At 61.6% G+C, this 23,118-nt stretch carries 22 protein-coding genes; 12 read left to right on the top strand and 10 right to left on the bottom strand.

The genetic code is table 11. The annotated features are described in order from the left end of the window. Positions 1-51: 51 nt before the first annotated feature. Together ACR9ZQ_RS21925 and ACR9ZQ_RS21920 are read right to left on the bottom strand one after the other, a co-directional pair. Complete coding sequence (locus tag ACR9ZQ_RS21925; RefSeq protein ID WP_481428810.1) at positions 52-357, bottom strand: hypothetical protein; 306 nt, start codon at positions 355-357, stop codon at positions 52-54. After that, complete coding sequence (locus tag ACR9ZQ_RS21920) at positions 354-791, bottom strand: nucleoside deaminase (RefSeq protein ID WP_481429349.1); 438 nt, start codon at positions 789-791, stop codon at positions 354-356. The genes ACR9ZQ_RS21925 and ACR9ZQ_RS21920 overlap by 4 nt, the downstream gene beginning before the upstream one ends. 90 nt (positions 792-881) lie before the next feature. Here ACR9ZQ_RS21920 and ACR9ZQ_RS21915 point away from each other — a divergent pair, with 90 nt between their 5' ends. Genes ACR9ZQ_RS21915 through ACR9ZQ_RS21905 form a run of 3 tightly spaced genes read left to right on the top strand, consistent with a single transcriptional unit; the run spans position 882 to position 4,491 of the window. After that, complete coding sequence (locus ACR9ZQ_RS21915; RefSeq protein WP_481428809.1) at positions 882-3,050, top strand: pseudouridine synthase; 2,169 nt, start codon at positions 882-884, stop codon at positions 3,048-3,050. Then, the gene (gene rsmD / locus ACR9ZQ_RS21910; RefSeq protein ID WP_037105838.1) at positions 3,031-3,591 is read left to right on the top strand and encodes a 16S rRNA (guanine(966)-N(2))-methyltransferase RsmD; all 561 of its coding nucleotides are present in this window, start codon (positions 3,031-3,033) and stop codon (positions 3,589-3,591) included. The genes ACR9ZQ_RS21915 and rsmD overlap by 20 nt, the downstream gene beginning before the upstream one ends. A gap of 18 nt (positions 3,592-3,609) precedes the next feature. After that, positions 3,610-4,491, top strand: a complete 882-nt coding sequence (locus ACR9ZQ_RS21905) for a patatin-like phospholipase family protein (protein ID WP_310380033.1) — start codon at positions 3,610-3,612, stop codon at positions 4,489-4,491. A 12-nt stretch (positions 4,492-4,503) separates the two neighbouring features. Here ACR9ZQ_RS21905 and ACR9ZQ_RS21900 read toward each other — a convergent pair whose 3' ends face one another. Then, positions 4,504-6,315 carry a monovalent cation:proton antiporter-2 (CPA2) family protein gene (locus ACR9ZQ_RS21900; RefSeq protein ID WP_310378574.1) on the bottom strand — a complete coding sequence of 604 codons (1,812 nt, stop codon included), beginning with the start codon at positions 6,313-6,315 and terminating at the stop codon, positions 4,504-4,506. A gap of 114 nt (positions 6,316-6,429) precedes the next feature. On the opposite strand from ACR9ZQ_RS21900, the gene ACR9ZQ_RS21895 reads away from it, so the two are divergent. From ACR9ZQ_RS21895 to lpxK, 6 genes are all read left to right on the top strand, one after another. Continuing rightward, positions 6,430-7,779: a TldD/PmbA family protein gene (locus tag ACR9ZQ_RS21895; RefSeq protein WP_310378571.1), complete on the top strand. Its 1,350-nt coding sequence runs from the start codon at positions 6,430-6,432 to the stop codon at positions 7,777-7,779. Positions 7,780-7,795: 16 nt separating this feature from the next. Next, entirely contained in the window at positions 7,796-8,602 is an 807-nt protein-coding gene (locus tag ACR9ZQ_RS21890; protein ID WP_481428808.1) for a 3'(2'),5'-bisphosphate nucleotidase CysQ, read from the top strand. Between the two features lie 61 nt (positions 8,603-8,663). Then, entirely contained in the window at positions 8,664-8,912 is a 249-nt protein-coding gene (locus ACR9ZQ_RS21885; protein ID WP_007814234.1) for a DUF4170 domain-containing protein, read from the top strand. A gap of 168 nt (positions 8,913-9,080) precedes the next feature. Further along, positions 9,081-10,400, top strand: a complete 1,320-nt coding sequence (gene waaA / locus ACR9ZQ_RS21880; RefSeq protein WP_310378567.1) for a lipid IV(A) 3-deoxy-D-manno-octulosonic acid transferase — start codon at positions 9,081-9,083, stop codon at positions 10,398-10,400. A gap of 9 nt (positions 10,401-10,409) precedes the next feature. After that, a complete protein-coding gene (locus tag ACR9ZQ_RS21875; protein WP_481428807.1) occupies positions 10,410-11,132 on the top strand; it encodes an HAD family hydrolase in 723 nt (240 codons plus the stop codon). A 104-nt stretch (positions 11,133-11,236) separates the two neighbouring features. Next, positions 11,237-12,280: a tetraacyldisaccharide 4'-kinase gene (lpxK, locus tag ACR9ZQ_RS21870; protein WP_310378563.1), complete on the top strand. Its 1,044-nt coding sequence runs from the start codon at positions 11,237-11,239 to the stop codon at positions 12,278-12,280. Here the strand turns inward: lpxK and ACR9ZQ_RS21865 are convergent. Both ACR9ZQ_RS21865 and mutL read right to left on the bottom strand, forming a co-directional pair. Further along, a complete protein-coding gene (locus ACR9ZQ_RS21865; RefSeq protein ID WP_007814243.1) occupies positions 12,277-12,504 on the bottom strand; it encodes a DUF2093 domain-containing protein in 228 nt (75 codons plus the stop codon). The two genes, lpxK and ACR9ZQ_RS21865, sit on opposite strands and share 4 nt — an antisense overlap. 67 nt (positions 12,505-12,571) lie before the next feature. Beyond that, positions 12,572-14,389 (bottom strand): DNA mismatch repair endonuclease MutL, encoded by a 1,818-nt coding sequence (gene mutL, locus ACR9ZQ_RS21860; RefSeq protein ID WP_481428806.1) that lies wholly within the window; start codon positions 14,387-14,389, stop codon positions 12,572-12,574. A gap of 183 nt (positions 14,390-14,572) precedes the next feature. Here mutL and ACR9ZQ_RS21855 point away from each other — a divergent pair, with 183 nt between their 5' ends. Together ACR9ZQ_RS21855 and ACR9ZQ_RS21850 are read left to right on the top strand one after the other, a co-directional pair. Continuing rightward, a complete protein-coding gene (locus tag ACR9ZQ_RS21855) occupies positions 14,573-16,288 on the top strand; it encodes a response regulator (protein WP_481428805.1) in 1,716 nt (571 codons plus the stop codon). Positions 16,289-16,416: 128 nt separating this feature from the next. Next, a complete protein-coding gene (locus ACR9ZQ_RS21850) occupies positions 16,417-17,784 on the top strand; it encodes a putative bifunctional diguanylate cyclase/phosphodiesterase (protein ID WP_310378557.1) in 1,368 nt (455 codons plus the stop codon). A gap of 66 nt (positions 17,785-17,850) precedes the next feature. On the opposite strand, the gene ACR9ZQ_RS21845 is transcribed toward ACR9ZQ_RS21850, so the two are convergent. The 5 genes from ACR9ZQ_RS21845 to ACR9ZQ_RS21825 form a co-directional block, all read right to left on the bottom strand. Further along, positions 17,851-18,471 carry a PRC-barrel domain-containing protein gene (locus ACR9ZQ_RS21845; protein ID WP_310378555.1) on the bottom strand — a complete coding sequence of 207 codons (621 nt, stop codon included), beginning with the start codon at positions 18,469-18,471 and terminating at the stop codon, positions 17,851-17,853. Positions 18,472-18,708: 237 nt separating this feature from the next. After that, positions 18,709-19,596 (bottom strand): SMP-30/gluconolactonase/LRE family protein, encoded by an 888-nt coding sequence (locus ACR9ZQ_RS21840; protein ID WP_113321871.1) that lies wholly within the window; start codon positions 19,594-19,596, stop codon positions 18,709-18,711. Positions 19,597-19,600: 4 nt separating this feature from the next. After that, positions 19,601-20,233 (bottom strand): 2-dehydro-3-deoxy-6-phosphogalactonate aldolase, encoded by a 633-nt coding sequence (locus ACR9ZQ_RS21835; protein ID WP_113321870.1) that lies wholly within the window; start codon positions 20,231-20,233, stop codon positions 19,601-19,603. 14 nt (positions 20,234-20,247) lie between these two features. After that, on the bottom strand, positions 20,248-21,165 hold the full coding sequence (locus ACR9ZQ_RS21830; protein WP_481428804.1) for a 2-dehydro-3-deoxygalactonokinase: 918 nt from the start codon (positions 21,163-21,165) through the stop codon (positions 20,248-20,250). After that, a complete protein-coding gene (locus tag ACR9ZQ_RS21825) occupies positions 21,165-21,935 on the bottom strand; it encodes an SDR family NAD(P)-dependent oxidoreductase (protein ID WP_310378549.1) in 771 nt (256 codons plus the stop codon). The genes ACR9ZQ_RS21830 and ACR9ZQ_RS21825 overlap by 1 nt, the downstream gene beginning before the upstream one ends. 125 nt (positions 21,936-22,060) lie before the next feature. Between ACR9ZQ_RS21825 and ACR9ZQ_RS21820 the strand changes: the two genes are divergently transcribed. Beyond that, positions 22,061-22,873, top strand: a complete 813-nt coding sequence (locus ACR9ZQ_RS21820; protein ID WP_481429348.1) for an IclR family transcriptional regulator — start codon at positions 22,061-22,063, stop codon at positions 22,871-22,873. The last annotated feature ends 245 nt before the right edge of the window (positions 22,874-23,118 follow it).

Raw genomic sequence — 23,118 nt, 5'->3', positions numbered from 1 at the left:
AATGTGCAGCGGTTTTGCGTCCGGAATTGCGTAGAAACAAAACGGAAATGTTTAGCGGCGCGACGCGTTAAACCAGCGTTGCGTCAGCGTGATATGCAGAAGCTGGCACGCGAGAAGGACGCCACCCATCAAGGCAATATCGGCATTGCGCACTTGGTCGCTGAGCAGGATTGCGGCCATGATGATAGCTGCAAGCCCTGGAATGAAGGCGAAAGCGATCGTCCGCGGCGCCGTCCAGTTCACGCTTCCCTTCAGTGACCATTGCATTGGCAGCATCGCCACGCCCGGCGCAACTGTCCGGTTGGCGTAGGCGGCAAGCACGCCCATCACGATGATGGTTCCGATGGCCAGGATCATGCCAGGTCTCTTCTCTCAGAAAAGAATGCCCTCAGCATATCCGCCAACTCGGTCTCGTTGAAGCCGGAATAGACCTCCGGCGCATGATGGCAGGTCGGCTGGGTATAGAAGCGCACGCCATTGTCGACCGCTCCGCCCTTCGGGTCTTCCGCGCCGTAATAGAGCCTGCGGATGCGGGCGAAGGAAATGGCCGCCGCACACATGGTGCAAGGCTCCAGCGTGACATAGAGGTCGGCGCCGGCAAGCCGTTCCTGGCCAAGCTTTTCGCAGGCCATGCGAATGGCGGCGATCTCGGCATGGGCGGTGACGTCGTTGAGCTCCCGCGTGCGGTTTCCGGAGGCGGCGACTGCCGAGCCCTCGACGACGACGACGGCGCCGATCGGCACTTCGCCGCGCTCCCCGGCAGCGCGGGCTTCCTCGAGCGCCATCTCCATAAATCGATTTGTCTTCACGTTCGCAAGAATTTCCACTTAACCGCAGGTGCATGACCTGATAGACAGGCCGAAAAGGCAGGCAAACAACAAATGACACCCAAAGACAAGCCAAAACGCCCCGGCACCAAGGCCCCCGCGCGCGAAGCCCGGTCCAGAAGCGGCCCGAAGACCGGCAGCGAGAAGCCGTTGAAGGCTGCTGCCGCGAAAGTCGCTGCTAACGAAGCGGATGGTGATGCCAAGGCGGAACGCATCTCCAAGGTGATGGCGCGCGCTGGCGTCGCCTCCCGTCGCGATATCGAACGCATGATCATGGACGGCCGCGTCACGCTGAACGGCAAGCTCCTGGACACACCCGTCGTCAACGTCACGCTCGAAGACAAGATCGAAGTCGATGGCGTGCCGATCCGCGGCATCGAGCGCACGCGCCTGTGGCTCTACCACAAGCCGCAGGGACTTGTGACGACGAATTCCGATCCCGAGGGACGCCCGACCGTCTTCGACAATCTGCCGGAAGAACTTCCGCGTGTCATGTCGATCGGTCGTCTCGACATCAACACAGAAGGCCTGCTGCTGCTCACCAATGACGGCGGTCTGGCCCGTGCGCTGGAACTGCCGACCACCGGCTGGCTGCGTCGCTACCGCGTCCGCGCCCACGGCGATATCGATCAGGATGCGCTGGACAAGCTGAAGGATGGCATTGCCGTCGACGGCGTTCTCTACGGCTCCATCGAAGCGACGCTCGATCGCACGCAGGGGTCCAATGTCTGGATCACCATGGGCCTGCGCGAAGGCAAGAATCGCGAAATCAAGAACGTGCTCGGCGCGCTTGGTCTTGAGGTCAACCGCCTGATCCGCATCTCCTACGGCCCCTTTCAGCTTGGCGAATTGCCCGAAGGTCACGTGGTCGAGGTGCGCGGCCGCACGCTGCGCGACCAGCTCGGTCCGCGCCTCATCGAGGATGCCAAGGCGAATTTCGATGCGCCGCTCTACAATGCCCCGGCCGTTGCCGCCGAAGAGCCCGAGGAACCGGCGCCGGAGCGCCGCGAGCGTCCGCGTCGCGAGGAAGACAAGCGCGAACGGGCGTTGAGCCGCCTCGATACCAAGCGCGACGACCGTCGTGATGATAAGCGGGACGAACGACGGGATGACCGCCGCAGCGAAGATGACCGGCCGAAGCGTCCGGCCCTCGGCAGCCGCCGCAACGCCAATGTGTGGATGGCGCCCGGTGCCCGTCCGCTCGGCGAGAAGGCCGCCGCCAAGGCTGCCAAGAATGCTCAGACCGCACGCCGTCGCGGTGAAACGGCCCCAGTGAAGGAGCAGCGCTTCGATCCTGCAGCCGATCGCCTGCGCCCGCAGATCAATCGCGTCCACGAAGAGGATGGCGAGTGGATCCGTTCGAGCGAGACGCCCAGCAAGCGCGATGAGGATGAAGGTTTCGGCCGCAAGCGTTCCTTCGGCGACAAGCCGCGTGGTGAACGTCGTCCTCGTACGGACGGAGAGGAGCGCCCGCGTTCCTTCCGCGACCGTCCGCGCGAAGAGGGTGGCGAGCGTTCTTCGCGTCCGGCCAGAAGCTTTGGCGGCGAAGGCCGCTCCGAACGCCCCCGCGGCGACAAGCCCTTTGGCGACAAGCCGCGCGGCGAGCGTCGTCCACGCACGGAAGGTGAAGAGAACTCGCGTCCTTTCCGCAGCCGTTCGCGCGAAGAGGGTGGCGAGCGTTCTGCGCGCCCAGCCAGAAGCTTCGGCGGCGAAAGCCGCTCCGATCGTCCTCGCGGCGATAAACCCTTTGGCGACAAGCCGCGTGGCGAACGTCGTCCGCGCACGGAAGGGGAAGAACGTCCGCGTTCCTTCCGTGATCGACCGCGCGAAGACGGAGGTGAACGTGCTTCGCGTCCGGCCCGAAGTTTCGGCGGCGAAGGCCGCTCCGAGCGCCCGCGCGGCGATAAACCCTTTGGCGACAAGCCGCGTGGCGAACGTCGTCCGCGTACCGAGGGGGAAGAACGTCCGCGTTCCTTCCGTGATCGACCGCGCGAAGACGGAGGTGAACGTGCTTCACGTCCGGCCAGAAACTATGGCAGCGAGGGCCGCTCGGAACGTCCCCAAGGCGACAAGCCCTTCGGTGACAAACCCCGCGGGCCAAAGAATTTTTCCGGCAAGCCGAAGGGCGATCGACCGGGCGGTGGTGGCAAGCCTTCGGGCGGGCCGTCCAGAGGTGGTGCGAAAGGCAAGGGAATGACGCGCGGTGCGGATCGTCGGCGGTGAGTTTCGCGGACGGCCGCTTGCCGTACCAAAATCTAACGACATCCGGCCGACTGCGGACCGGACGCGTGAGAGCCTGTTCAACATTCTGAGCCATGCCTATCCGGAATGCATCGACGGCACCCGGATACTCGATCTTTTCGCCGGTACGGGCGCGGTCGGCCTCGAAGCCGTCTCGCGCGGCTGCCGTCATGCGCTCTTCGTTGAAAACAGCGTGGAGGGCAGGGCGCTTCTCTGGGAAAACATCGATGCGCTCGGCCTGCATGGTAGGACGCGAATCCTGCGCCGTGATGCGACCGATCTCGGCAGCATCGGCAATCTCGAGCCTTTCGACATGCTCTTTGCCGATCCGCCCTATGGCCGGGGACTCGGCGAAAAGGCGCTTGCGGCGGCGGCCGAAGGCGGCTGGCTCAAGCCTGGCGCGATTACCGTTCTGGAAGAACGCGCGGATGTTGCCGTTTCGGTTCATCCTTCCTATGTTTTCCTCGAAAGCCGAATATTCGGCGATACAAGAGTACATTTCTTCCGGTATCAGCCGCAGTAGCGGGCGCGTTGGGGGCAGATCGTGCAGGCGGAAATCATCAGTCCGAAATCGCCTGCGATCAGCGACCTACCGACGGTTGCCGTCGCCTTTGGCGGCGGTGGCGCACGCGGCCTCTCGCATATCCACATCATCGAAACGCTGGATGAACTCGGCATCCGCCCGGTGGCGATCTCTGGTTCCTCCATCGGCGCCATTATGGGCGCCGGTATGGCGGCCGGCATGTCGGGTGCGGAGATCCGCGAACATGCGCTGGCAACAGTCGGCAACAAGGCAGCCGTCGTCAGCCGTATCTGGGGGCTGCGCCCGACGACCGTACGCGATGCCGTGGCCAAGGGCATCCGCATCGGCCAGTTCAATCTCGAACGCATCCTGAAAGCCTTCCTGCCCTCAGAGCTTCCGGCGCGCTTCGAAGATCTGCTGGTGCCGATGAAAGTGATCACCACTGACTATTACGGCCAGGCCGAGGTCATCGTCGAAGAAGGCCAGCTTTTTCCGGCACTTGCCGCATCATCGGCTATTCCTGCGGTCTTCATGCCGGTCAGGCTGCACGGCCGGGTGATGATCGATGGCGGCATTGCCAATCCCGTTCCTTACGAATGCCTGATGGACATCGCCGATATCGTCATCGGCATCGATGTCGTCGGCGCGCCCGAAGGCGACGGCACCCATATCCCGAACCGGATGGAAAGCATCTTCGGCTCCGGCCAGCTGATGATGCAGGCGGCGATTTCCCTGAAGCTGAAGCTCCTGCGGCCGCATATCTTCCTGCGCCCTATCGTCGGCCGCACGGGCGTCATGGATTTCCTGAAGGCGCGCGATGTGCTTGCCATGTCGGTTGGCGTCAAGGACGAGCTGAAATATGCGCTCGATCGGGAAATCGAGGCGCGGCTGAAGCGGTAAACCGGTATCGCTTCAGGCGTCCGCCGTCACATCGGCCGTATTTGCCAGCGGATCGTTGTCGAAGGGACCGGGCGTACGCTTGGGCTTGACCAGCGGCTCCGGATGGATCGGCTTCGAAAACAGCAGGTCCTGTCCCGCTTGCAGGCCCTCCGAAACCTGCAGCACCAGCCGCGCTTCGTCGCGCTTGCGAATGTCCTCGCCGATCTCATAGGCATCGACTTCGGCGACACCGAGCGCCTCCAGTGTGCGCCGGCCGAAGAGCAGACCGGATTCCAGCGTTTCGCGCAGCTCGTAATCGACGCCCTTGTTGCGCAGTTCGATGGAGTGAATGCGGTCATAGGAGCGCACGAAGAGCGTCGTTTGCGGGTAGTCGGCCTGGATCAGTTCGACGATCTTGTCGGTAATCTCCCTCTTCTGGGTGCAGACGAGCACGATCTTGGCCCTATCAATGCCGGCCGAACGCAGCACATCCTTACGGGTGCCATCGCCGAAATAGATGCGGAAACCGAAGGAGGATGCCTGCCGGATGCGGTCGGCGGAAAAATCGATGACGGTCACGCTCCGGCCGCCGGCGAGCAGGATCTGCGCGGCGATCTGGCCGAAACGCGAGAAACCGACCATCAGCACGTCTGCGCCGGCGCCCTCGAAATCCTCGTCGAGTTCTTCATGCTCCTCTCCCGACAGCATCCGTTTGGAAAGGGCGGCACCCAGCGGCGTCAGCGCCATGGAAAGGGTGACGATCGCAACGAGCAGCGAAGCTGTACTGTTGGACATCAGCCCCGCGACGGCAGCCGTGGTGAAGAGGACGAAGCCGAATTCGCCCCCCTGCGGCAGCAGGAAGGCGATGCGTACTGCATCGTTATGTGAGGAGTGCGCCACGCGGCAGAGCACATAGATGATGAGTGCTTTCACAGCCATGATAATAGGCACGGCGATAATGATGAAGAGCACGTTGTCGAGCAGCACCTGAAGCTGCAACGACAGCCCGACGGCAATGAAGAAGATAGCGAGAAGCACGCCGCGGAACGGTTCGATATCGGCTTCCAGCTCATGCCTGTAGGAGGATTCTGCCAGCATGACGCCGGACAGGAAAGCGCCCATCGCCATCGAGAGCCCGGCAAACTGCATCAGGCTTGCCGATCCCATCACGACGAAGAGCGCGGCCGCGATCATCGCTTCGCGCGCGCCGGTGCGCGCAATGATCTGGAAGAGGGGCGTCAGCAGGTATCGGCCCATGATGATCATAGCACCGACCGCCGCGACGGAAATGCCGAAATCGACAAGCGGATTGCCGCTGCCCTTGTCGCCGTCGAGGATGGTGACGACGGCCAGAAGCGGGACGATCGCCAGATCCTGAAACAGCAGCATAGAGAAGGAGCGCTGCCCGTAGCGGGTATTGACATCGCCGTCGCCTTCGAGGATCTGCATGGCGAATGCTGTGGAAGAAAGCGCCAGCCCGAAGCCGGCGACGATGCTGCCGCGCCATTCGAGCACGCCGGAAAACCAGGCAAGCGCTGTCAGCACCAGGCCCGTCACCACCACCTGCGCGGTGCCAAGACCGAAGATGTCACGCCGCATCTGCCAGAGGCGAGTGGGCTTTAATTCAAGCCCGATGATGAACAGCAGGAAGACGACGCCAAGTTCGGCGACATCAAGGATCTGCTCGCCATCGGTAATGCCATGAAAGATCGGCCCGATGACGATACCCGCCGCCAGATAGCCGAGAACCGTGCCGAGCCCGAGCTTCTTGAAGATCGGTGCGGCGACGACCGCGCCGCCGAGCAGCAGGATCGTTTCGGTGAAAAGAGCGTTGGGTGCGGACATGCTTCATTTCTTTCGATGGCGGGGCAAGCAGGCAGCCAGGAAAAGAATTGGCATCCACGGCCTTGATGCTTTCGGGAGTGCACAATAAATGGAACGGGAAGGAAAGGCCAAATCATGTCCTCTGAAATCGATTCCTCGACACTTCTTTCCCGTGCAAGTCAACTGATCGATCTGGCGAAAAAGGCAGGTGCTGATGCCGCCGACGCTGTCGTCGTTCGCTCGCGCGCTCAATCGGTTAGCGTACGCCTGGGCAAGGTCGAAGGCACGGAGTCCTCCGAGAGCGACGACTTTTCGCTGCGCGTCTTCGTCGGCAAACGGGTGGCAAGCGTTTCCGCCAATCCGGGTTTCGACCTGCAGGCGCTGGCTGAACGCGCTGTCGCCATGGCCAAGGTCTCGCCGGAAGATCCGTTTGCCTGCCTCGCCGATGAGAACAGGCTCGCAAAAACCTATCCCGACCTGCAGCTTCTCGACACGACCGAAGTCGGCGCCGATCAGTTGCGGGAAGCGGCTCTTGCCGCCGAAGCGGCGGCTCTTGCAGTGAAAGGTGTCACCAATTCCTCCGGCGCTGGCGCCTCTGCCGGAATGGGCGGGCTGGTGCTCGCCACCTCGCATGGCTTCGAAGGCAGCTATATGGCATCGCGCTTTGGCAACTCCGTCAGCGTCATCGCCGGCGAAGGCACCGGGATGGAGCGCGACTATGATTTTGACAGCCGCCTCTATTATTCCGAACTGGACGATGCCGCCGAGATCGGCCGCAGGGCCGGCGAGCGCGCCATCAAACGCGTTAATCCCCGGCAGGTGCCGACCGGCAAGGGTATTACCGTCATCTTCGATCCCCGCATCGCTCGTGGTTTCGTCGGCCATATCGCCGGCGCCATCAATGGTGCGTCGGTTGCCCGCAAGACGAGTTTCCTGCGCGACAAGATGGGCCAGCAGGTGCTGAAAGCGGGTCTGTCGATCACTGACGATCCGTTGATCGTGCGCGGCCCGTCCTCCCGTCCCTTCGATGGTGAGGGCGTTTCCGGCGAGCGGCTGGTCATGATCGAAGACGGGGTACTCAAGCATTGGTTCCTGTCGACCTCCACCGCAAACGAGATCGGCGGTCTGGAAACCAATGGCCGCGGCGTGCGCGGCGGCACATCGGTTACGCCCGCCTCCACCAATCTGGCGCTGGAGCCGGGCGACATCTCGCCCGAAGAGCTGATCCGCAGCGTTGGCAACGGTTTCTATGTGACCGAGCTGATCGGCCAGGGCGTCAACATGATAACCGGCGAATACAGCCGGGGCGCGACTGGTTTCTGGATCGAAAACGGCGAACTCACCTTCCCGGTATCGGAGGTGACGATCGCCTCCAACCTCAAGGACATGTTCATGCGGCTGACGCTCGCCAACGACATCGACCGTAAATTCGGTGTGGCGGCTCCGACCTTCGCCATTGAAGGCATGACGCTTGCCGGCCGCTGACGAACGGATCGACGCGATGAGCGACACGGACAACCGCTGGCAGAGCGATCTCGCACTGATCGCCGATGCTGCAAGACAGGCGGGCGCCGTCGCACTTGGCTTCTTCAACAAGTCACCGGAAGTCTGGTGGAAGAATGAGGAACGCTCGCCCGTCAGCGCCGCCGATTTCGCCGCCAATGAAACGCTTGAAACCATCCTACGCGGGGCGCGGCCGGACTATGGCTGGCTGTCGGAAGAGACCGACGACGATGTCGGCCGTCTGGAACACGAGACGCTGTTCATCGTCGATCCGATCGATGGCACACGGGCATTCCTCGCCGGCAAGGATCTCTGGTGCGTCAGCGTCGGCATCGTCCATCGCGGCCGTCCCGTTGCGGGCGCGCTTTATGCGCCGGCGCTCGATGAACTCTACGAAGCGACGGAAGGCGGCCCTGCGCTGAAAAACGGCGAGCCGATTTCCGTCTCCACGCGCGGCGAAGCCGATCTCAGCCAGCTTGCTGTCAGCGAGGAGCTGTTCAAGATTCTGCCGGCGGCGGTTCGCGAACGCAGCGAGCGCGTCAAATATATCCCCTCGCTCGCCTACCGCATCGCCATGGTGGCCGATGGCCGGCTGGACACGACGTTTGTCGGGCGGAATGCCCACGACTGGGATATTGCGGCAGCCGATCTTATTCTCGAACGTGCCGGCGGTGGTCTCGTCGACCTCTCGGGTCACCCGACAACCTATAATAGAGAGAAAGTCAGCCACGAGGCGCTCTGCGCTTCGCCTGTCCCGCGTCTCCGTGAATATCTGGACTTGTTCACTCAGCTAAGAGACGGTTGACGTTTTCGTCAAAATCCCTCAGATGAAGGGCCGGAGGAGAATAGGCAGAAAGAGAATAAAAATGACGGACTCCGGCGGTAAAAAGCAGCTCCTGCACCTCGTCTTCGGTGGCGAACTCGAAAACCTTGAAGGCATCCAGTTCCGGGATCTTGGGGATCTCGATATTGTCGGTATTTTCCCCGACTATGCCACGGCACTGACGGCCTGGAAGGCCAAGGCGCAGCAGACGGTCGACAATGCGCATATGCGCTATTTCATCGTCCACATGCATCGTCTGCTCGATCCGCAGGATACGACTGGGAGCAAATGAGCCCTAGCAGCAAGCCGCTGGCCCTCCGCTGTCCACAGCGGAGGCCTTTGCGCATCGGTTCCTTGCCCTTGATCGACGCATTCTGAACAAATTGATCGGTCATTGCGGCCGCAACGATAATTAGGGAATTGGATTGATGTCGATCTGCATAGGTCGGAGGTCTGCCGAATGAGCTCCCGGATGGCGCGGATCGGTCTGAACGCGTACCGTCTGGCGGGAACTGTGGCGTCGCCGGTCGTCGGCCTCTACATCACCTACCGCACGGCCAAGGGCAAGGAAGACCGCGCCCGCCGTTTGGAGCGCTTCGGCTATGCGAGCGCCAATCGGCCACAAGGCCCGCTTGTCTGGTTTCATGCCGCAAGCGTTGGCGAAACCAACGCTGTCATTCCCCTGATCCGTGAAATCCGCCGCCGCGACATCCATGTCATCCTGACGACGGGCACCATCACCTCGGCAAGGCTTGCAGCTGAACGTCTCGGCAATGACGCGATCCATCAATATGTGCCGCTCGACCTGAAACCTGCTGTCGGCCGTTTCCTCGACTACTGGCAGCCGGATTGCGCCATCATTGCCGAATCCGAAATCTGGCCCGCGACCGTGCTTGAACTTGGTCGTCGCCGCATTCCGCAGATCCTCGTCAATGCCCGCATGTCCGACCGCTCGTTCGCCCGCTGGCGCCGCCGCCCGTCGCTTGCCGAGGCGCTCTTCGAAAATCTGGCGCTCGTCATTGCCCAGTCAGATCTGGATGCAGAGCGTTTCCGCGATCTCGGCGCTGTACCGGTCATCACCTCAGGCAACCTGAAGGTCGATACCGACGCTCCGCCCTATGACAGCGCTGTTTTCGCCCGCTATAAGAAGCAGATCGGCGACCGCAAGACATGGGCGGCGATCTCCACCTTCGACGGCGAGGAAAATGCCGCCGGCATCGTCCATCGGGCGCTGCGCGACCGTGACAAGCAGCTGACCATTATCGTGCCGCGCCATCCCGAGCGCGCTGACGAGATCGAGGCAGCCCTCGTCAAGCAGGGTCTGAAGGTCGCTCGCCGTACGCGTGACGATGTTCTGACCCCGGATGTCGATATCTTCCTTGGTGATACGATCGGCGAAATGGGCCTTTATCTACGCCTGACGGAAGTGGCTTTCGTCGGCCGCTCGCTCTTTGCCGAGGGCGGCCAGAACCCGCTCGAGCCGGCCATGCTCGGCTGTGCCATCCTTTCGGGCGGCAATGTGCAGAATTTCCGCGAGGCCTATCAGAAGCTCGCGCGCAGCGGCAGCGCCCGCATGGTGCGTGATACCGAGATGCTGGCGAAGGGCGTGCATTACCTGCTGACCAATGACGAGGCGCGCGGCAAGATGATCCAGGCCGGTATTGCGGCCGTGCATGAAATGCGCGGCGCGCTCAGCGCCACGTTGAAGGGGCTGGAGCCCTATATCAATCCGCTGACGGTGAAGGCGCGTCTGCTGCCGAAGGCCGTGGCGCAGGCCTGAGGAGTGGTCATGTCGGCAGAGGCGAAGATCAGGGGCATCCTCTTCGACAAGGACGGTACGCTGCTCGACTATGATGAAAGCTGGCTGCCAGTAAACCGCGAGCTTGCCCGCATCGCCGCCGAAGGCGACGCGGCGCTCGCCGATCACCTGCTTGCCGCATGCGGCATGGACCCCGTCACGGGCCATATCGTTCCCGACAGCCTGCTTGCTGCTGGCAATACCCACCAGATCGCGGAAGGCCTCGTCGCCGCCGGCTCGAAACTCGATGTGATCGAGCTGACGATCAAGCTCGACAATCTCTTTGCCAATGCCGCAGAATTCTCTGTGCCGGTCACCGATCTCGCAGCCTTCTTTGGCCGCCTGGACAAGCGCGGCTTCAAGCTCGGCATCGCCTCCAGCGACAATGAGCGCTCGATCCGCCAAACGGCCCAGCGCTTCGGCATTTCCGACTATGTCGACTACATCGCCGGCTACGACAGCGGCTTCGGCAGCAAGCCTGAGCCAGGCATGGTGCTCGGCTTCTGTGCTGCGACGGGTCTGCAGCCAGAAGAAATCGCCATGGTTGGTGATAACAACCACGATCTCCATATGGGCAGGAATGCAAAAACCGGCCTGACGATCGCGGTTCTGACCGGTACCGGCTCGCGTGAATCACTCTCCGCCGCCGCCGATCATGTTTTAGATGACATCACCCACATCGAAGCCCTGCTGCCGGATCTGCAGCTGGCCTGACGCGCAAAGACTTGCATTTTCACGCGTTTTGGCTTCTCAATCCGCCCCGGTCGATTTTGTGAGACCTCGCCTGGGGGTGAGGGCAAGGGAAACGGGACGGCATCATGATATCCGAAGCGCCGCCTTTCTGGTGGAGGCGGGCAAGTTGGCAGGCATGGGCTCTGTCGCCCCTTTCTTTCCTTTATGGTCGCGTGGCGGGCTACCGCATGGTCCATGCGCGCCGCGCCTCGGTTCCGATCCCCGTCATCTGCGTCGGTAATTTCACGGTCGGCGGCGCCGGTAAGACGCCGACGGCAATTGCCATTGCCCGTGCCGCCAAAGCCAAGGGTCTCAAGCCCGGTTTCTTAAGCCGCGGTCACGGCGGCTTGCTGGATGTCACCACCGTCGTCGATCCTACCCACCACCGCGCAGTCGCTGTCGGTGACGAGCCGCTGTTGCTGGCGCAGGAAGCCCTGACGGTGATCTCCCGCAGGCGTGTCGATGGTGCTGTGAGGCTCGTCGAAGAAGGTGCCGATTTCATTATCATGGACGATGGTTTCCAGAGTGCGCGGCTCGCAATCGACTACGCGCTTCTGGTGATCGATGCGACGCGCGGTCTCGGCAACGGCCATATCGTGCCGGGTGGCCCGGTGCGCGCGCCGGTTCGCCTGCAACTTCGCCAGGCGACCGCGCTTCTGAAGGTCGGAGACGGGAATGCGGCTGACCGTATCGTCCGCATCGCGGCACGTGCTGCCAAGCCCTATTTCACCGCCGCGCTGAAAGTGTCCGGCAAGAATTCTCTGGAAGGCCTCAAGGTACTCGCCTTTGCCGGTATTGCCGATCCGGAAAAATTCTTCCGCACGGTCCGTTCGCTTGGAGCAACCATCAAGGTCGCGACCTCCTTCGGCGATCACGAGCATTTGAGCGAGGAGGAGATCGACGGTCTTCTGATGACCGCAGACCAGCAGAACCTGACGATCGTCACGACGTCGAAGGATTTCGTGCGTCTCGCCGGTCATCACGGCAAGGCGGAGCAGCTTGCGGCCCGCTGCCATGTCGTCGAGGTGGAAATGGCCTTCACCGACCCGCTTGCCCCAGGTCTCATGATCGACCGAGCCTTTGAAGCCTGCCGTGAGCGAAGGCTCAAGGAGGGAAAGGCAAAAACTTAGCGCTGGGTCGGCAGAACACCGGCGCGCCGGTCGGCTTCCAGTGCGGAGGCGACATCGACATAGGGCTCCTGTCGCGCCACGCTCCAGTAGCGAAGTTCGTCAAGCGGGACGTGTTTGCCTGTCAGTGCGCAGACGACATAGGAGCCGGGCGATAGAATCTGGAAATCGCCGTCGAGATAACGGATCTTCGCCTCGCGGTTTCCGTGTCCTTCGAACAAGTTCATGCGCTCCATTCCCTGCAGTCTGTCATCTGTCTGCCATACTCCCCGAGAAGCCGTTTTGCCAGCTTTTTCAGCTCCGGCCGAAGAGCCGCTCGATATCGGCAAGCTTGAGTTCGATATAGGTCGGGCGTCCGTGATTGCACTGGCCGGAGCCTGGGGTCACTTCCATTTGGCGCAAAAGCGCATTCATTTCTTCCGGCCGCAGCCGTCGCCCTGATCGCACCGAGCCATGGCAGGCCATGGTCGCCGCCACATATTCGAGCTTGGTGGTGAGACCGGAGGCCGTATCCCATTCGGCGATCTCATCGGCAAGCTGGCGGATGAGGCCCTGCGCATTCACTTCGCCGAGCATGGCCGGCGTCTCGCGCACGGCAATGGCGCCCGGCCCGAAGCGTTCGATCGCAAGGCCAAGCTCGCAAAATTCCTCGGCATGCGCGATCAGCCGGTCGCAATCCTCTTCGGGAATGTCGACGATTTCGGGGATCAGCAGCACCTGCGAGGCGAGCCTCTTGGAGTGTAAGGCCTTACGCATGGCTTCGAAGACCAGCCGTTCGTGAGCCGCGTGCTGATCGACGATGACGATGCCGTCATCGGTCTGGGCGACGATATAGTTTTCGTGAATCTGCGCCCGGGCAGCACCAAGCGGATAGCGCGCCAAAGGTTCGGCGGCGGCAGCGGCATGAGGCTGTGGTGCGGGCTGGAAAGCCGATTCGGAACGGGCCGTCGGATGGACGAGCCCGTCGAAGGAAGCCTGCGGCCTTTCACCGAAACCGGCACTCGGCTGATACGGCCGGGATGGGGAGGTTGCCGCCGACCATGGTGCCTGCGGCCGCTGTGGTGCAGCCTGGAAGCCGGGGCGGAAGGCGCGCAGCATGTCGCTTGCGCCAGTCGTTGTCGCCCGGCTGCCGTCACGAGCAAGTGCTTCGCGGATTGCGCCGACGATCAGCCCGCGCACCAGTCCCGGATCGCGGAAGCGGACGTCGGATTTCGCCGGATGCACATTGACGTCCACCAGCGCCGGATCGAGCGTGATCGACAGCACCGCGACGGGATAACGGCCGGCCGGGATCGTTTCGGCATAGGCGCCGCGGATCGCTGATAGGATGAGTTTGTCCTGCACGGGGCGGCCGTTGACGAAAGCATATTGATGGGCCGAATTGCCCCGGTTGAAGGTCGGCACGCCGGCAAAGCCGGTCAGCTGTACATCCTCGCGTTCGGCGTCGATGGCGATGGCATTGTCGCGGAAGTCCTTGCCGAGTATCTGGGCCATGCGCGCCAGATGATCCTCGCCGGTTGCCGGAAATTCCAGCGTCGAACGGTCTGGGCCTGACAGCACGAAGCGCACACCCGGAAAGGCGATCGCCATGCGCTTGACGATCTCGGTGATTGCCGCCGCTTCCGCCTTCTCCGTCTTCAGGAATTTCAGCCGCGCCGGCGTGGCGAAAAACAGGTCGCGCACTTCGACGACCGTTCCCGGATTGCCGGCTGCCGGGCGCAGATGCACGATTTTGCCGCCGGCAACAGAAATTTCGTTGCCGGCTGTGCTGTCACGCCTGCGGCTTGAGATGCTGAGCCGCGCCACCGAACCGATAGACGGCAATGCTTCGCCCCGGAAGCCGAGCGTGCGGATATCGTCGAGCGTCTCCGATATTTTCGAGGTGCAGTGCCGCTTGACGGCAAGTTCCAGATCGGCGACATCCATGCCGGCACCGTTGTCGCTGACGCGCAGCAGCGCCTTGCCGCCGCCGGCGGTTGCGATTTCGATACGGGTCGCGCCTGCGTCGAGCGCGTTTTCGATCAGTTCTTTTGCAGCACTCGCCGGCCGTTCGATGACTTCACCGGCGGCGATCTGGTTGATGAGCGTTTCGGAGAGCTGTCTGATGGCCATATCTCTATTTTCGAGGATTCGCGGCCGGGAGGAAAGGGGTTTCATCAGCCCGTCAGAGGACACTGGAGGCTTCTCCCCCAGATTTGGGGGTCACTACTGTTAAGCGGCTCTTAAGACAAAAACGGCATTTTATTGATATACCTCCGAAACTGCGAAAATCGGACAGATGTGGGATGTGAATGAATGAGTGCCGGCTTCGAAAAGGCGGACACATCATCTGCGAGTGACGCGTTGCCGCCTGAGGCTGACCTTCAGACGGTGCTTTTCGACGCCGCATGCGACAGTCTTTCTGCTGCATTCATCATCTATGATCGCAACGATCTTCTTATCTTTGCCAGCCGTCAGGTCATGGAATTCTTTCCGGTGCCCGAGGATGTGCTGCGGCCGGGCGCCCGGCTTCGTGATTTCCTCGGTGCGGTCTACGATACCGGCATCCGCGAGCAGACCCTCTTGCGCGAGGCGGGTTCGCTCAGCCGCGAGGACTGGTTGTCTCAGCGTATCGCCTCCCATTGGCGCGAACGTTTCGAATCCGTCGAACGCCACGGCGCCGACCGCTGGGTGCGCTTTTTGAAGCGCCGGCTGCCGAACGGCTACGGCGTGACCATCATCTCCGATATTTCCGAAGCGCGTAAGCGCGAGGAACAGTGGCGCTACGATCTCGAGCGCGTCCAGCTCACCGAGGACATTCTCGACCATCTGCCGTTCCCGCTCTTCGTCAAGGATCGCAACCTCGCCTACGTCGCCGTCAACAAGGCCTTCTGCGAGAAGTACCAGACGACGCCGGACGAGGTTCTCGGCCGCAAGAGCGGGGATCTGTTTTCGCCTGACATTGCCAAGCGCTTCGAGGAAAGCGACCGCCACGTACTGGAAACCGGTGAAATGTCGGTCTCGCGCCAGCGCCAAATTGCCCGCGACGGCACCGAGCGCGACATCGTCAGCCGCAAGCACAGGATCGGTAAGCCTGGACGTTATTTTCTCGTCTCGACCATGCAAGACCTGCCGCGCGACGGCGACGATCTCGACGAATTCAATCGGGCCTCCGAGATCACCACTTCCAGCAACCAGAGCTACCGCCGCGCCTATGTGCCGGTGCCGAGCGCATCGCAGCGCCGCGAGCCGGCGGCGATGGAGGCGATCGTTCCGGAAAACTTCTCCGGCCGAAAGATCCTCGTCGTCACCTCGGATCTCGCCGCCGAGGCTGCCGCGTTGCGCACGCTCGCCAAATACGGCTTCGAAGCCTGCTCGGTCTGCGGCGAGGACGAGGAGGAACGTTTCCTCGAGATTGCCAGCTCCTCCGGCATCTCGCTCGATCTTCTGATCATCGATAACCAGATGGGCATGCGTTGCCTGGAGCTCACCGAACAATACGGCATTCCGGCCCTCGTCATGGATGGCTTCCAGATCGCCAACGAGCTGACCTTCCAGATCGCCCGCCACTTCAATCGCAGCGGACGCGGCGGCGGCACTGAAGGTGACTGGGAAATCACCACGACTGAAGAAACCGTAGGCCTGCAGGTTCTTGTCGCCGAGGATAACGACATCAACCAGATCGTCTTCACGCAGATCCTCGAAGGTCTCGGTTATCGCCATCGGATCGCAGCGACCGGCGAAGAGGTCGTTCGTCTCTGGGCCGAACACCGGCCACAGATCGTGCTGATGGATATTTCGCTTCCGGTCTTCAATGGCTTTGAAGCCTCACGCCTCATTCGCCAGATGGAAGAGGGGCAGGGCACGCGGACCCCGATTATCGGCGTGCTGACACAGGCATTCGAGCGCGATCGAGCGGAATGCGCCAAGGCCGGCATGGATGACGTCATCATGAAACCGGTCAGCCCTGACATCCTGGAAACGGTATTTCAGAAGCACCTGATAGATGAGCCGATCAAGGCTCAAATCTAAATAGAATACCCGTCAACTCCCCAGAATTTGGGAATGCTTCGGGTTGTAGTTCCGCCGATTTACTATCGAATTGTTAAGATTTGGCCGTCATTCTTCACCAAGGTGTGGAGGAAAACCCTGGGTTTGGAGTGATGGTGTCTGCGGAAATACCATTCATGACTGTGAGTCAAAACGAACTCCAGGCGATGGCCTATACTGATCCGCTGACCGGATTGGGAAACCGCAATCGCATGCGGGACAAGGTGATACAGATTTCTGCCGAGCGGGCCAGCGATCCGGCGCCCTTCACCATCGGTATCGCCAATCTCGACAGCTTCAAGCCGATCAACGATCTCTTCGGTTCTGCCGCCGGTGACGAAATCCTGTGCCAGGTCGCTCATCGTCTGAAAGCCTGCATTCCGGATGGTGCGGTGGTCACCCGTCATGACGGCGACGAGTTCGCCTTCGTCCTGCCGCTGATCTTCGAGCGCGCCAGTGCGGAAAAGTTCGGCCAGATGATCCGCGAGGTGCTGTCGGCGCCCTACGATCTCGGCGACCGCAATGTGCGCCTTTCCGCCTCCTTCGGCTTTGCGATCTATCCCTTTGCCGGCGAGGATTGCGAGGAGCTGCTGAAGAGTGCCGAAACAGCACTCTATCGTTCCAAGCGCCGCGGCCGCGGGCAGATCACCGTTTATTCGCGCGAGATCGCGCAGGAGATGAAACGGGCGACCCAGCTCGAACAAGCGCTTCGAAACGCCATCATTTCCGATGCGATCGACGTGCATTTCCAACCGATCGTCTCGCTCGCCAACAATCAGGTGGTGGGCTTCGAGGCACTTGCCCGTTGGAACGATCCCGACCTCGGGTTCGTCTCCCCCGGCGTCTTCGTGCCGCTCGCCGAAGAGCGCGGTTTCATCGATGCCCTGTCGGAAGCATTGCTGCGCAAGGCTGCGGAAGCGGCGCTCTCCTGGCCGCGAGAACTCTTCTTGTCCTTTAATCTGTCTTCAGCCCAGCTCATGGATCCGGGCACGAGCAGCAGCATTCTGTCGATCCTCGGCCGCGTCGGCTTCGACCCGCATCGTCTTGAGCTTGAGATCACCGAGACGGCTGTCATGAGCTCTGCCGACACAGCGCACCGGATCATTGCCGATCTGAGAGCTGCAGGCGTGCGCATCTCGCTTGACGATTTCGGCACGGGCCAGTCGAGCCTCGGGCGCCTGCGCGATTTCATCTTCGACAAGATCAAGATCGACCGGGCCTTCGTCTCGCGCATCAATTCTGACCGTGCCTCCGAGCACATCATCAAGGCGATCCTGGCCATGTGCGAAGGTCTCGACCTGGAAGTCGTGGCCGAGGGCATCGAGGATTATTCGGAAGCGGTCAAGCTGCGCATGCTCGGCTGCGGTATGGGCCAGGGCTACCATTTCGGCCGGCCGGCCGATGGCATCGCTACACTGCGCTTCCTGCACGAGAACTATTATTACGACACAAGCGCAACCGAACGCGCGAGCGCATAGCGGCAGAAGCAAAGAAACGATGGCGCCCATGGGACGCCATCGCTTACGCTCTACTCTCCGTACGGATTACTTGTTCGTCGTCGAACCTGTCGACGTATTGTCCGTCGGCAGGGCAGTGCCGGTTGCTGCCGGAGCCTTTTCAGCTGACTGCATAGCCAGCGTCTTGAATTCCGGAGCTGCCTTCAGGGATTCGGCGGTTTCGGTAGTCGTCAGCTTGACGGAGCCGTCCTGCGTATTCTGCGCAACGGTTACCTTCTCCATCGGAACGGCGACATTTTTTTCGCCAATGCCCAGGAAGCCGCCGACACCGATCACGGCTGCAACAAGGCCGCCGTCCTTCTTCATGATCAGGTCATTGACGCTGCCGATACTCTCATTGTTGCCGTTATAGACCGATTGGCCGATATACGTGTTGGCGCTGATCTGGTCCGCGGCCTGCTGCGTCAGATAGCTGTCGCCACCTGCCTGAGCCGTATCAGTGCTCGGTGCCGGGGCCGGAGCCTGTGCGGCATCACCTGCGGGCGCCATCGGCTTGACCGGCTCTGCCGGGGCCGGGTCGGCGGGCGCAGACTGGGTCGGGGCAGCAGGGTTCGCCGGCTGCGGAGCCGTCTGCGAAAATGCCGCCGGTGCGAAAGCCGTGGCAAACAGTGCGCCAGCGGCAACGGTCGTCAGAAGTTTGCGTGTCATTTCGAACCTACCTTCGTTCCTTGAGTGATCCCTGGCGTGGCAGCGCCCGTTTTTCAGGCATTCCTGCCGCGCCGGTTCAAGAGTGAAATGACCGATTTGCTTATTGGTTCCCGACGAAGACACGGAAAATTTTACGGTTTTTACGGAACCTTTACCGGGAGATAGGCCCGCAAAAGCAAAAAGGCGCCCCGGATTGGAGCGCCCTCGAGACTGCCGGCTCTGCCCGCAGTTCGTGCTTCAGATCACATAAGCGGGATCGAAAACGCCCTTCACGGCAACGCCGAGTTCGAGCAGGGCGCCGGCGCTCGGCTGCGTGGAGCGGGCATCCTCATCCAGCCCTTCCCAGGCGGTGGTCACCGCCAGCCGGTCGGCATTGGCGCCGATGAAGGCTGGGCATGAGGGCTGCGCGGCCGGTACCTTGTAGCGGGCAATGCGCAAGCCATCCGGGCTGTAGCGATCGACGACGCCAGCGCCCCAGCGGGCGTTCCAGATATAGCCGTCGGCATCGCAGACCGATCCGTCCAGGCCGCCCGGCTCATCCATGCTGTCGACCATGACGATCGGCTCGCCGGAGGGAAGGCCGGTCTGCGGATCGACCATCACACGCATCAGGCGGCTGAGGCGCGTGTCGGTGAAATAGCCGATCGTGCCGTCGGGCGAAAAGCAGATGGAGTTCGGGATGCTGATGCCACTGAAGAGCTTGGTTACCTTGCCGGCAGCTACGTGATAGATCGCGCCGGCCTGGTTCTCGGCGCGCTTGCTCATCGTGCCGATCCAGAGTGCGCCCGAGGGATGCGTGCGTCCGTCATTGGAGCGGTTTTCCGGTCTATCGTTTTCGAGCGCCGCATAGAAAGTCAGGTTGCCGCTGGCGACGTCGCGCACGAACAGCCCCTCTTCGGTCGCCAGCAACTGGCGGCCGGCATCGATGCGGGCGAGCACGCTTGCCATCATCGGCAGCGAATGTACCTTCTTTTCATCGGTCGAAAGATCGAGTTCGTGCAGTTCCTTGCCAAGAATATTGAACCACCAGACCGTGTTAGTGCCGGGATCGTAGGTGGGGCCTTCACCGAGAACCGAATTGGTATTACAAAGTGTTTTGCCCTCGAATTCATAAATATCAGTCATATGCCTATGCTCCTATGGCTGCGTCATAGGCTAAGATGGTTGCCTTGGCGCGCTCGGCAACCTCTGCATCAGTCATTCCAGGCTTGTAAATGCTGGTGCCGAGACCGAAGGCCAGAATGCCGGCCTTGGTGTAGTCGGAGAAGTTCTTGTCCGACACACCGCCGACCGCCGCAATTACCAGTTCCGGCGGCAGGATGGCGCGGATCGCGGTGATGCCTGACGGTCCCAAAACGCTGGCGGGGAAGAACTTGAGGCCGGTCGCACCCGCGCGAGCTGCCTGCAGCGCTTCTGTGGGCGTGAAGACACCGGGCATGGTCACCATGCCGTAGTCGCGGGCGCGAATGATGACGTCGGGCTCGACATTCGGTGTCACCAGCAGCTTGCCGCCGGCCGCATGCAGGCTGTCGACGGCCCCGGTGGTCAGCACGGTGCCGGCGCCTATCAGCACATTGTCAGGCGCCATCTTGGCGGCGATCTCGATAGACTTGAAGGGCTCGGGCGAATTCAGCGGGATTTCGATTGCCGTCAGACCATTTTCGATCAGCGCGCCGACCACGGCTTGGGTTTCCTCGGGCTTGATGCCGCGCAGAATGGCAATCAGCGGACGCTTCATGGCGGGGAAGGGGATACGGTTCATGGGAGGTATCTTTCTCAGTTCGGCCAGATGGCCCGGGCAGCGGCCGAAAGCCCGCCGCGAACGGCGACATCGGCATCGATGGCGGTGAAGGAAAGGGAGAGCGTGCGGAAGGCCTGCTCGTAAAGCGCCTGCAGGCGTCCGGAAGCGACAAGGGTAATGGCCGTATCCTTTCCGGCATTCTGCAGCGCGCCGGCGATTTCGAGGCCGATCAGCGTACCCGAGAGTTTGGCTTGGGCAGCGGCAGCCGAAATACCGTGCAGAAGCTGGCCGGAGCGGGCGGTGAAAATCAGGTTCGACGCGAGCGCCGGCCGCTGGAAAGCGGCTGCAACCGCCGCTTCGAAGGCGTCGGTGTCGGCCGGCTGGTCCTCGGCGCCGGCAACGGCATGCATGAGGATCGTATGTTTGGTGATGGCGTCGAACAGCTCACCGGTCATGAAAGTGGAGAAACCGGTGACCTTGCCATCCTTGACATGCACCCATTTGGAATGCGTGCCCGGCATGCAGACGGCCTGCGTACCCTGACTATCAGGCCCGAGCGCGCCGAGAAGCTGCGTTTCCTCGCCGCGCATGACATCCGGCGTCGCCGCATCGCGCTGGGCAAGGCCCGGAAGGATGCGTACGTCGCGGCTTTCGCCGGGCACGGAGACCGCAGCTGATAGAATAGAGGAAAGCGAAGCCGGCACGTCTATATAACCCGCCTCCACCCAGCCTTGCCGCGCGCCTGCCATGCCGCAGACGATGACCGGAAGGTCATCTGTCGCTTCGACTGCTGCAAGATGTCCTTCGAGAACCTGGGAAAAACCAGTCTTGGCGGCCGTCGTCATGCCTTCGCCGCTACGACGTTCGGCAAGAACGGCTCCATCGGCAGCGATAAGCCAGAGCCGGAAACTGCTGGTGCCCCAGTCCACCGCGACATAAGCGGGATTTGCCATTAGAGAACACCTCCATCGACGATAAGGGACTGCGCGGTCATGCCGGCTGCGCAGTCGGATGCAAGAAACAGAGCCGGACCGACAATCGCGTCAGGCTTCAATACGATCTTCAGGCATTGCCCCTGCACGGAGCGGGCAATGCTTTCCTCTGTCAGCCATAGCTTCATCTGCCGCTCGGTCACCACCATGCCCGGCAGGATGCAGTTGACGCGGATATTCTCAGGGCCAAGCCTTCCGGCCATGCTCTTCGTGAGGCCGACGACTGCCGCCTTGGCGGCGGCATAGGCGGGAAAGACGCCCATGTTCAGTTTGAAGGCAATCGACGACATATTGATGATCGCTCCGCCGCCCGCTGCCCGCATCGAAGGGGCGACCGCCTGCGAGGTAAAGAAGACATGGCGCAGATTGACCGCCTGATTATTGTCCCAATAGTCCTCGGTTACATCGTCGAATTCGTGCCGGTCATCCCAGGCGGCGTTGTTGACGAGCACCCGGATCGGCCCGGACTTTTTGACAGCCTCGTTCACCGCGCGCCTGATGGCATCGATATCGCGCAGGTCGGTGTGGTAGAAGCTGACGGGATGCGCAGTCTCTCCAGAAAGCCGTTCCGCCAATTCCCGGCTTTCCGCCTTGGCGATGTCCAGGAAGGAAACCTTTGCACCCTGCCTTGCGAAACCTTCGACGAGGGCAGCGCCGATGCCGGAACCTCCGCCGCTCACCAACACCGTGCGATCCCGGAATTCGGGGAATTGTGCAGACATAGCGCTCATCGTCTCTCCTCCGGGTATGCTAATTATTCCATTATTTCGAACTTAATTTGACTATATGGAATTATCCGACTAGGCTGCCTTTCCTGTCAAGAGTAGGAAAGGCAATGAGCTCCAGCGGCGACAGCATGGCGCAGGCGGATGACAAAGGCGCGTCGGGTGATACTAGCGTGCCGCGTGACACCGGCACGCTCGGCAAGCTTATGGTGCTGCTCGATCTCGTCACCCATGCCGATGCTCCCTTGCGTTTCACCGATATCCTCGCACTTGCCAATCAGCCGCGTGGCACGCTGCACCGACAGCTCGGCCATCTCGTGGAGGAAGGGCTCCTTGAGTTTGACGCTGAAGGCCGTTATGCGCCTGGCCTCCGGCTGCTCGACTTCGCCTCACGAAGCTGGGCGCGCAACGAATTCCGCCTGATTGCCGCGCCGCATCTGGCCGCCCTTCATCGGGAGACGGGAGAGACCGTCCATCTCGGTGTGCTGCGCGGCTCCTCCATCATCTATCTCGACAAGGTCGAAGGGCACCAGCCGGTGCGCATGTATTCACAGATCGGCAATGCTTCGCCCTGTTATTGCACCGGTGTCGGCAAGGCGGCCCTTTCGGTGCTCCCACTCGACAAAATCGGTGAACTGCTACCCGGTCTGCATTTTAACCGCTTCACCTCGGCGACGCATGTGAGCGCTGAAAGCCTGCTTGCGGAGATCGGAGAAATCGCCGCGACCGGCTATGCTTTCGATCGCGAGGAGCACGAGGCGGGCATCCGCTGTGTCGCCGCCCCCATCTGGTCGGACGACCGCTCCTTCATCGGCGGGGTCTCTGTCACCGGTCCCGCTTACCGGCTCTCGATGGAACTTCTTCAGGAATGGGCCGTTCCGGTTCAGATGGCAGCACGGAAAATCATGGATGAAATGCGCATCCGCCTCGGGCCGAGGCGTTGAAACCGATTTGGCGGCGGTCATTGCTGGACGTCGTATACATAGCATGCTTATGATGAGTGCGTTATTGAGATTTGACGGCGAATCACGCCAACTGGGGTCGTCCGCGAAATCATCGACAATTCACCGGCCGAACGCGCTGCATGCCGAGGCTGAATCCTATTGATCTGACGGGCGTTGTGTAACCCACCCTGTACCTGACCGTTTTTCCGCACAGGCTGCCAGAGGTTTACCCAAAGCCCGGTTGA

This window comes from Rhizobium sp. KNZ14-9A (genome assembly GCF_056755015.1).
The sequence above is the reverse complement of the archived record's forward strand: the minus strand, read 5'-3'. Positions and strand labels throughout refer to the sequence as shown.